Annotated in this window: 7 protein-coding genes and 3 pseudogenes; 7 read left to right on the top strand and 3 right to left on the bottom strand. The window is 62.3% G+C overall.

Annotated elements, in window-relative coordinates; translation table 11 throughout:
- Positions 1-206 precede the first annotated feature (206 nt).
- The 5 genes and pseudogenes from QMK34_RS45820 to QMK34_RS45800 all read left to right on the top strand — a co-directional run bounded on the left by QMK34_RS45820 (position 207) and on the right by QMK34_RS45800 (position 5,872).
- Positions 207-1,994 (top strand): reverse transcriptase/maturase family protein, encoded by a 1,788-nt coding sequence (locus tag QMK34_RS45820; RefSeq protein ID WP_326421204.1) that lies wholly within the window; start codon positions 207-209, stop codon positions 1,992-1,994.
- Between the two features lie 103 nt (positions 1,995-2,097).
- Complete coding sequence (gene rlmN, locus QMK34_RS45815; RefSeq protein WP_326421205.1) at positions 2,098-3,249, top strand: 23S rRNA (adenine(2503)-C(2))-methyltransferase RlmN; 1,152 nt, start codon at positions 2,098-2,100, stop codon at positions 3,247-3,249.
- 25 nt (positions 3,250-3,274) lie between these two features.
- Positions 3,275-3,552 (top strand): annotated as a pseudogene (locus tag QMK34_RS45810) (hypothetical protein).
- 1,006 nt (positions 3,553-4,558) lie between these two features.
- Positions 4,559-5,425 (top strand): DUF6192 family protein, encoded by an 867-nt coding sequence (locus QMK34_RS45805; RefSeq protein ID WP_326421203.1) that lies wholly within the window; start codon positions 4,559-4,561, stop codon positions 5,423-5,425.
- Positions 5,426-5,428: 3 nt separating this feature from the next.
- Positions 5,429-5,872 carry a hypothetical protein gene (locus QMK34_RS45800; protein WP_326421202.1) on the top strand — a complete coding sequence of 148 codons (444 nt, stop codon included), beginning with the start codon at positions 5,429-5,431 and terminating at the stop codon, positions 5,870-5,872.
- 181 nt (positions 5,873-6,053) lie between these two features.
- Here QMK34_RS45800 and QMK34_RS45795 read toward each other — a convergent pair whose 3' ends face one another.
- Both QMK34_RS45795 and QMK34_RS45790 read right to left on the bottom strand, forming a co-directional pair.
- Complete coding sequence (locus tag QMK34_RS45795; protein ID WP_326421201.1) at positions 6,054-6,296, bottom strand: hypothetical protein; 243 nt, start codon at positions 6,294-6,296, stop codon at positions 6,054-6,056.
- 36 nt (positions 6,297-6,332) lie between these two features.
- A pseudogene (locus tag QMK34_RS45790) lies at positions 6,333-6,752 on the bottom strand (transposase); the annotation flags it as partial.
- Here QMK34_RS45790 and QMK34_RS45785 point away from each other — a divergent pair.
- Positions 6,694-7,114, top strand: a pseudogene (locus tag QMK34_RS45785) (IS256 family transposase); the annotation flags it as partial. The pseudogenes QMK34_RS45790 and QMK34_RS45785 sit on opposite strands and share 59 nt — an antisense overlap.
- A gap of 34 nt (positions 7,115-7,148) precedes the next feature.
- Here QMK34_RS45785 and QMK34_RS45780 read toward each other — a convergent pair.
- On the bottom strand, positions 7,149-7,520 hold the full coding sequence (locus tag QMK34_RS45780; RefSeq protein WP_326421199.1) for a MerR family transcriptional regulator: 372 nt from the start codon (positions 7,518-7,520) through the stop codon (positions 7,149-7,151).
- Between the two features lie 103 nt (positions 7,521-7,623).
- Between QMK34_RS45780 and QMK34_RS45775 the strand changes: the two genes are divergently transcribed.
- Positions 7,624-8,340: an SDR family oxidoreductase gene (locus QMK34_RS45775; RefSeq protein WP_326421197.1), complete on the top strand. Its 717-nt coding sequence runs from the start codon at positions 7,624-7,626 to the stop codon at positions 8,338-8,340.
- Positions 8,341-8,941 lie beyond the last annotated feature (601 nt).

Here is an 8,941-nt window from a genome sequence, read left to right as displayed (position 1 = left end):
ACTCAACGGCACCAACGCCATCAAACGAACGACCGAACGGATCGCCCGCAGCCCACTCAGAGCGCTCGCTATCATCGCTACCGTACGCAACCAATGTCACTCAACGTGATCTTGCCTTTGCCGTGCCGCCGGGGAGAGCGGGAAAGCCGTTCACAGGGCGAAGTCGCACAGGTAGTCAGGATGCTCGGCGAAGGGAGGTCTGCGCAATGCAGGACGCTGAAACTGTACTGAGTGTCATCCGGGAACGCGGCAGGCGTGGTCTGCCGTTGGAAAGGCTGTACCGGCAGTTGTTCAACAAGGAACTGTTCTTGCTGGCCTACGGGCGCATCTACGCCAACAAGGGTGCGATGACGCCAGGAGTCACCAAGGAGACCGTGGACGGCATGTCCCTGGCCAAAATCGATTCGATCATCGAGGCGTTACGCTCGGAATCGTACCGGTGGTCACCGGCCAGAAGGGTGTATGTCCCGAAGAAGAACGGAAAGAAACGCCCGTTGGGGATGCCGCCCTGGTCGGATAAACTGGTCGCGGAAGTGGTTCGTGTGCTCCTTGACGCGTACTACGACGTCCAGTTCTCCGACCGGTCCCACGGATTTCGTTCCGGCCGAGGTTGTCACACCGCGTTGAGCGAGGTGGTCTCGGTCTGGAAAGGGACGCATTGGTTTGTCGAAGGAGATCTCGCCGACTACTTCGGGAGCCTTGATCATGAGGTGATGATCTCGACGTTGGCGGCTAATATCCATGACGGCCGGTTCCTGCAACTGGTCAACCGTATGCTTCAATCCGGGTACTTGGAGGATTGGCGGTGGAACGCCACGCTCAGTGGCGCACCGCAAGGCGGGATCGCTTCTCCCGTCTTATCCAACATCTATCTGGACCGGTTCGACCGGTTCGTTGAACAGCAATTGATACCGGAATACACCCGAGGCGAGAGGCGTCGATCCGAACCCAGATACCAACGCGTCGAAAGTCAGATCGCGAAGGCCAGACGGCATGGAGACCGGGATACGGTGCGGACGCTACAGCGCCTGCGCCGTACCGTGCCCAGCCAGGACCCGAACGACCCTGGCTATCGACGACTTCGGTATGTCAGGTACTGCGACGACTTCCTGTTCGGGTTCGCCGGTCCCCGAAGCGAAGCAGAGGAGATCAAGTCGAAGGTCGGGCAGTTTCTGCGTGAGGAACTCAAACTGACGCTGTCTGAGCCCAAGACCCTGATCACCCACGCCACCAGCCAGGCGGCGCGGTTTCTCGGCTACGAGATCAGGACGCAACACGCTGACACGAAGATCACCCGGAACCGTCGGGCGGTCAACAGCGCGATCGGTCTGTTCGTGCCACGGGATGTCATCCGGGAACGGTGCGCCCGCTACATGAGCAAGGGAAAGCCCGCGCAACGCGGCTCGCTGCTGCACGACGAGGATTACACGATCGTCGCCAAGTATGGGTCGGAGTATCGCGGGTTCATCCAGTATTACCTTCTTGCCCAGGATGTGTTCCGCCTGGGCAAGCTGCGCTGGGTCATGGAGACATCGATGCTCAAGACCCTGGCAGGGAAGCATAAGTCCACTGTGGCGAAGATGGCCCGCAAGTACAAGGCGAGCATCGACACCGACAACGGTTCCAGGACCTGCTTCCAGGTCACGGTGCGGCGCGATCAAGGTAGAAAGCCGCTGGTCGCCCGCTTCGGCGGGATACCGCTCATGCGTAAGCGCACTGCGGTCATGGACGACCTCAAGCCGATCATGGCCACCGCCAAGCGAAACGAGTTGATCCATCGGCTTCTCGCTGGACGGTGTGAATTGTGCGAGGGAGGGGTAGGGCTGCAAGTTCACCACATCCGGAAACTCGCAGATTTGAACAAGCCAGGTCGGCCAGAACGGCCATCATGGGTGCATCTGATGGCGATGCGTAAGCGCAAGACCCTCGTGGTCTGTGAAACGTGCCATCAGGATATTCATGCCGGACGAGTAACAGTCACCACCCGGAAATGACTACTGGAGAGCGGTATGCGTCGAAAGGCGCCCGTACCGTTCGGGAAGGGGCTGACAGAAAAGGACCCGAGCCTCGGGCACCTCGCTGGCAGCCTACTTCACTCTGCGAGCGGCGGCGGGTGCGACTCCCTCCGGCTACTCGACCTTAGTCTTCGACGCCCCGAAGCGGGGATTTCCGCCTCATCACCTTGCGGACCTCACGCTGAGCGACCGTATCGTTGCGGTGACGGAGCTCGGGGAGAAGCCGTTCCGCGCGAAGCAGTTGTCCAACCACTACTTCTCCCGGCTGACCGTCGACCCGGAGGCAATGACCGACATCCCCGCCGCGTCACGCCAGCGGCTCGTCGACGAGCTGATGCCGCCGCTGCTGACCGAGGTCCGGGCCATGGCCTGCGACGACGGCAGCACCCGCAAGACGCTTTGGCGCGCGCACGACGGCACGCTGGTCGAGAGCGTCTTGATGCGCTACCCCGACCGCGCCACGCTGTGCATCTCCAGCCAGGCCGGCTGCGGGATGGCCTGCCCGTTCTGCGCGACCGGACAGGGTGGCCTCGACCGCAACCTGTCCACGGCGGAGATCGTCGACCAGGTCCGCTCGGCCGCCGCGGTGATGCGTGACGGTCTGATGGCGGGCCCCGACGGCATCCCGAGCCCCGGCCGCCTGTCGAACATCGTCTTCATGGGCATGGGTGAGCCGCTGGCGAACTACAAGCGCGTGGTGGCCGCGGTGCGGCGGATCACGGAGCCCGCGCCGGATGGGTTGGGGATTTCGCAGCGTTCGGTGACGGTGTCGACGGTGGGTTTGGCGCCGGCGATCCGGAAGCTGGCGGACGAGAAGATGCAGGTTCGGTTGGCGGTGTCGTTGCATACGCCGGATGACGAGCTGCGGGACACGTTGGTGCCGGTGAACGAGCGCTGGTCGGTGGACGAGGTCCTGTCGGCCGCCCGGTACTACGCCGATACGTCAGGTCGGCGGGTGTCGATCGAGTACGCGTTGATCCGGGACATCAATGATCAGCCGTGGCGTGCGGAGTTGCTGGCGAAGGTGCTGCGTAAGCATTTGGGTCATTTGGTGCATGTGAACGTGATTCCGTTGAACCCGACGCCGGGCAGCAAGTGGGACGCGTCGCCGAAGCCGGTGGAGCGGGAGTTCGTGCGGCTGGTGAATGCCGGCGGGGTGGCGTGCACGGTGCGCGACACGCGTGGTCAGGAGATCGCGGCCGCTTGTGGGCAGCTCGCCGCCGAAGAAGGCTGACTTGTTCGTGGTTCGTTGTTCAGTGATGGAGAACAAGAAGGATATCTTCACCCAGCTGCTCGATCCGGTTGCTGAGGAGTTGAAGTTCGCCGACGTCACGGTTCTCAGCGCGACAGAGGTTGCTCGCGCGGCTCCGGGAGCGTTTCAACTTGGTGAGTTTCATATATGTCTTGATGCGTGCGTTCGAGGTGGAGTTCTACGCGGCGCGTGACGCTTCGCGATGGAATGAGTTTCGAAGGTGGGCCTCACGCGTTGTCGGATGCTGATCTGGAGGCTTTGCTAGCGCCGTGGCTGGAGCGCTGAGCCAGACTACGTATCGAGGCTGTCTGTTCGTCGGATCTGTCGGGTGTTCAGGGCTCGTCGTCTCAACGGCTGTCGGGTCGGGGCCTGTGGCGCCTTCGTTGAGGCTGCTGCTTCGGTACTTGAGTGGACGCAGCAGGACAAGCAATCGGGGCTACCGCCGTCTGGCGGAGAGACAGCGTCGTGCTCACGCCGGCCTGCGCCTCCCGCTGGGCGTGGCGAGGGATGGCTGGGCTTGGCAACCTCCTCGTACCCGCGGCGACGCACCCGCCTTGCATCACGGCTTGCATAGAGAACTCCGGTTGCTCAGCTCTGGCGGCTCAGACGTCTCCGGCACTTGGCCCAGTCTTGCGCTGCCCTGTTGGGCTAGAGGGACGACTGCGAAGGTCACCCGCGCAGCAGCCACGACGGGAAGATGCCATGCTCCGAGCTCGATCGTGACAGTGAACCAGAGCGCGGCAGCGGTCGGTTGGTCTGACGATTGATGTTTGCGCAGGTTATTGCCACCATGCTCCACATGGCTGACCAGAGTCATTCAAGAAGCTGCTTGTTCTGTAGGGCGACGCTGTCTGCATCCGCTCCAGCTGCAGCGAAGTTCTGCTCAAGCGTGTGCCGGTCTCGCCACTGGCGGTTGGAGACACGACTCGCCCATCGCGTCGCGATACTTCGACAGGCGGAAACGTCTGAACGTCGGACATGTCCAGGTTGCGGAAGGACATGGGTGGCAGGTCTTGAGCGCCGGGCGAACGTAGTGACTTGCTCGCCGCGTTGCCGCAACCGAGCCTGGAGGCAGAGGCGGGGCGTTCGGTAAACCGTCCCAGAGACGGTTTGCCGAACGGCAAGCAAGGTCCTCTGACCTGCAAAAACATGCCCTACGAGGCCTTGTGTGTTCGCTTTGTGGCGAGCACACTGACGACCGGCGAGGAGGCACATACGCACCTGTAGCTCAGCGGGTTGCCGCCCGACCCGCCGGAAACTATCTGACGTGTGGAGGCAGGAAGGGCACCCCATGGCCGAGAAGGTCGGCAAGGTTACGGCTCGTAGATACGACCAGCTGCTGAAGCGCGCGTTGCGCGCTGTGGAGGCCATTAGCGGACATCAGTTCGACCTCGGAGACATCGCGCTTGAAATCGAACCGATGAAGCTCGTTGGGGGAGCGGGCGGAGGGACATATGAAACCCTACGGATGTTCGCCGAGGACATCGGCCTGGAGTTCGAGACCCTTATCAGCTACCGCTCAACCGCCGCTGCATGGCCGAGCAATAAGCGGCAGTTGAGTATGGCTAGCTTTACAACTCATCGGATCCTCAACGGGCTACCCAGCCGGTTTTCCTTGATCAAGCGGCCAATCAAGAACCCGCGCACAGGCCGAAAGTACTGGCGAACTGACGACGCCGCGCGTGCAGCAGGAAGGTCGCCCAGTCATCCGGAGACCCGCGAGGAAAAAGTCGCCAAAGTTCACGACTTGGTTAAGGAAGATGATGTCGCTGCTACGGTCGCGACCACTTTGCTATGTCGGCCTGAGGTGGCCAGCAGGGCGATGGCCGATCACACTGCCCGGCACATCGTGAACAATGCGCAATTCGACCGGTCGCGGCAGGTGCGTGACGACATCGAGGAACGAATCCCAGCTGCTCGTGAGCTACGGTACTCGATGGAGGTCAACCAGCTAATTGGTGGATGCACGGCTTTTGTTGCTGCTGTGAACAGGGCACTGCCCACGCTGCGAGGCCGACAACTTGCCAAGCAGGAACGTGAGGCGATCCATCGGTACCTTGACAATGTCCGTTCCGCTGCCGACTGGTGTCAGACTGCCGTCGATACTGATGACACTAGTATGGACGAGCAGCTTGCGCAGTTGCTTGCCGAGGATTAGACCATGCCTCGAATCACACTCGCGCGTGCTGTTGTAGGAGAAAGGGTTCGGCTGGCGCTCGTGGCCGCAAGGCCCGAAGGTCTGTCGACCCGTCAGTTGATCGACGTGACCGAGCTAACTCTCTATCAGGTTCGCAACGGCTTGAGGTGGATCAGAGAAACCGCAGCGGCAGAGCACCTCACACCTTTAACCTGGACGCTGCGGGGCGGCTACGCGTTTTCGGACGACCCAAGTGACTGGATAATTTTTGAAAAACGTCAGCTCGATGCAGTGCTCAACAAACTTCGATTAACACTTACCGGCGTCTTCGCGCCGCATCTCCAACGTATTCCCAGTGATCCCTACGTCACGATGGCTCTCCAGCAGATTAATGGGGTCATCGCAGCGCTGGAGTTCGTAAAAGACAACGCACGGCGAAATGATGCGGATCCCGCGGTTGTCTCGTAACGATGAAGGATTCAAGGATCGTTCCAGTCCCGTCGGGCAGTTAAGTAGGCCCTCGGCTAGTGGCAGTCCACTTGTCGGAGCGCGTCGTTGTTTTCCGTTGTGAACGCACGGGTAATTACGTGAGCGTTCATAGGATTAATTCTCGAAGCATCAACTGCATTGCAGGGCCGTTTCAAGATCATCATGCGAGGCCAAGGATGTCGAAGGGCCGGTGCATGAAGCGACTTGCCCGACGAGTGGTGTCGGTGATGTCGTGGCGTCCCTTGAGTCGGAATGCGCCGATGGTCAGATTGCGGAGTGCGGCCACGACTCTGGGTCCGGATTTGGTTCTGGCTTGAGATGCGTCTTCCTGATAGAGCGTGTCGCGGATCCAGTGCAGTGACTCGATGCCCCACACAGCTCCGCTGTGCCTGCTGATCGACACGCCGAGCAATAGTCAAGACCTGTGGATGAAGATCTTTTAGGCGGCTTCCGGTCGGTGATGGTCGTCGGGTCGCTCGACGAGCTTGCCGTTGACGAACGTGGCGCCGGCGCGAACGACCGCGACCAGGTGCGGGCCGTTCACCTCGCGCCAGCGGTCCTGCGCGGCCTCGATCAGCTTGAACGCCATCGCCAACCCGGCCGCCCGCGATCCGGGCCCGCGGGTGATCTTCGTGCGGTGCCGGACAGTGGCGAAAATCGACTCGATCGGGTTGGTAGTGCGCAGGTGAATCCAGTGCTCGGTCGGGAAGTCATAGACCGCTAGAAGCACCTCGATGTCGTCGTTGATCTTCGCGACGGCCGTGGGGAACTTCGCCCCGTAGGCCGCCGTGAAGGCGGTCACGGCGTCGAGGGCGTGCCGGCGGTCCTCCTCCGCACTGGCCGCCGAGGCCGAACTGTGTACCCTTGCCGCCGCGCTCGACCGCACCCACCCCGGCGCGGCGGCGAGCCTGCGCGAGGGCATGGCCGAGTCCCTGACCGTGCTGCGCCTGAACATGCCACCCACCCTCGCCCGGACGTTCCGGTCCACGAATGCGATCGAGTCGATGATCTCGATCTGCCGTGATCACGCGAGCAACGTCAAGAACTGGCGCGACGGCACGATGGCGCTGCGCTGGTGCGCCGCCGGCATGATCGAGGCCGGCAAGCAGGTCCACCGCGTCACCGGCCACATGCACCTGCGATCGCTACGCGAACACGCTGGCACGGATCACCGAAACCGCCGGCGCGACCCGTCATGATGAGAACGTCAACGCCGCCTGATGATCATCGGGCCGCCACCGAAGTTCCACGGAACTCAGGACATCCTCCGCTGATCGCGGTGAAATGCTGCTGCTGCGTCGATCAGGTAAGTCAGGTCGTCGCGGGTGGTGGTCAGGTCGGCTATCTGGCCGCTGATTCGGGCGTGCTCGCGGCGCATGATGTCGATGCTCTGGCGGGTTACCTGATCGGACGGGGTACTGACGCACGGCAGCAACGTGGCGATGGTCGAGCTGGTAAGTCCGGCGCTGTAGAGGCGCCGCAGCAGCCGTACCCGTTCTACCGCGTCCGGGTCGTAGGTCCGTTGACTGCTGGCGGTCCTGTGCGCACTCAGTAAGCCGTGTTCCTCGTAGTAGCGCAGCGCGCGCACGCTGGCACCGGTCTGGCGGGCGAGCTCGCCAATCCGCATAGTGACTCCCATCTCACCCCTTGCCCCTGACGTTAGCGTCAGGGTTTAGCGTCGACTCTAGCGCGATGCAGCGTAAAAACCACCGTTGAACAGGAGAGACTCAATGAACATCGAAGGCTCAGTAGCGCTGGTCACCGGGGCAAACCGGGGCATGGGTCGCCATTTCACCGAGCAGCTGCTGGAGCGCGGCGCGGCCAAGGTCTATGCAACGGCCCGCGACCCCAGGTCGATCACCACACCAGGAGCGCAGGCCCTCACTCTGGACCTGCTGGACCCGGAGACGATCAGCGCGGCCGCGGAGGTCGCCGACGACTTGACTTTGCTGATCAACAACGCCGGTGTGGCGACCTATCAGAACCTCATCCGCGGCGATCTCGCCGAGATCCACCGAGAAATGGACACGCAGTTCTTCGGCACCCTGGCAGTGACCCGCGCGTTCGCCGACGTCCTGGGCCGTAACGGCGGCGGCGCGATCATCAACGTCCTCTCGGCGTTGTCCTGGTTCTCCTGGGACGGAGTCACCTCGTACTCGGCAGCCAAAGCCGCCGAGTGGAGCTTGACCAACGGAACCCGCGTGGAGCTCACCGCGCAAGGAACCCAGGTCCTGGGTGTCCACTTGGGTGCGGCGGACACCGACATGATGTCCGGTTACCAGGGGGGGCCACTACTGGATCCCGCCGGCGTGGTGCGTGCCACGCTCGACGGCCTGGACGCCGGCTCGGTGGAGGTGCTCATCGACGACTGGAGCCGGACAGCCAAAGCCGGCTTAGCCCAGGACCCAGCTGCGTTCTATGCGCAGGTCGCCGCGATGAACGCCTGAATCTCGCAAAGTTGTCCCACACGCCCATCGCCGACCGTGACGGGTGTCACGTCGGGGCAAGCGACGGGCGAGGCGCTTCGGGGTGATCCTCTCAACACACGATATCGACAGCTATCGTGCATTCAGTAAAGCGCGGCTGCCACCGGAAATCGGTGGCGCCCGCTGGCGCGGAGGCAACACGAGAGCGGGCCCAACCCGCTCCAGAGATCGAGATCGACCCGACAGCGACGCCGGTCCAGTCCGGCTGACTAACTCAACAGGAGGAGAATCATGTCCCTAGTAGACTGTCGCCGCTAATTGTGTGGGTATAGGTGGTGGAGTTTGGTGCGTGCGTCGTCGGTGGTGAATTGCCAGCGGACTTGGCGTTGGTCGGTGTTGGTGGCGTGTTGCCATGCGGTGAGTTCGGTGTTGAGGGTGTCGAGGTCGTTGATGCGGCGGTCGAGGCATTGTCGGGTCAGTGCGGAGAGTTCGATCTCGTCGGGTAGCGGGGACGCGTTGCCGCGCCCCCGCCCCCTCAGAACCGGCCATGCCCGATTTCCAGGCAACCGGCTCAAGCAAGCCCTGAAGGCTCACGGGCAGCCAGAAGTGCTGTACTCATTGC

Origin of the sequence: Amycolatopsis sp. H20-H5 (assembly GCF_035828755.1) — a bacterium.
Classification (GTDB): Bacteria; Actinomycetota; Actinomycetes; order Mycobacteriales; family Pseudonocardiaceae; genus Amycolatopsis.
This window is presented reverse-complemented; position numbering and strand designations above follow the sequence as displayed.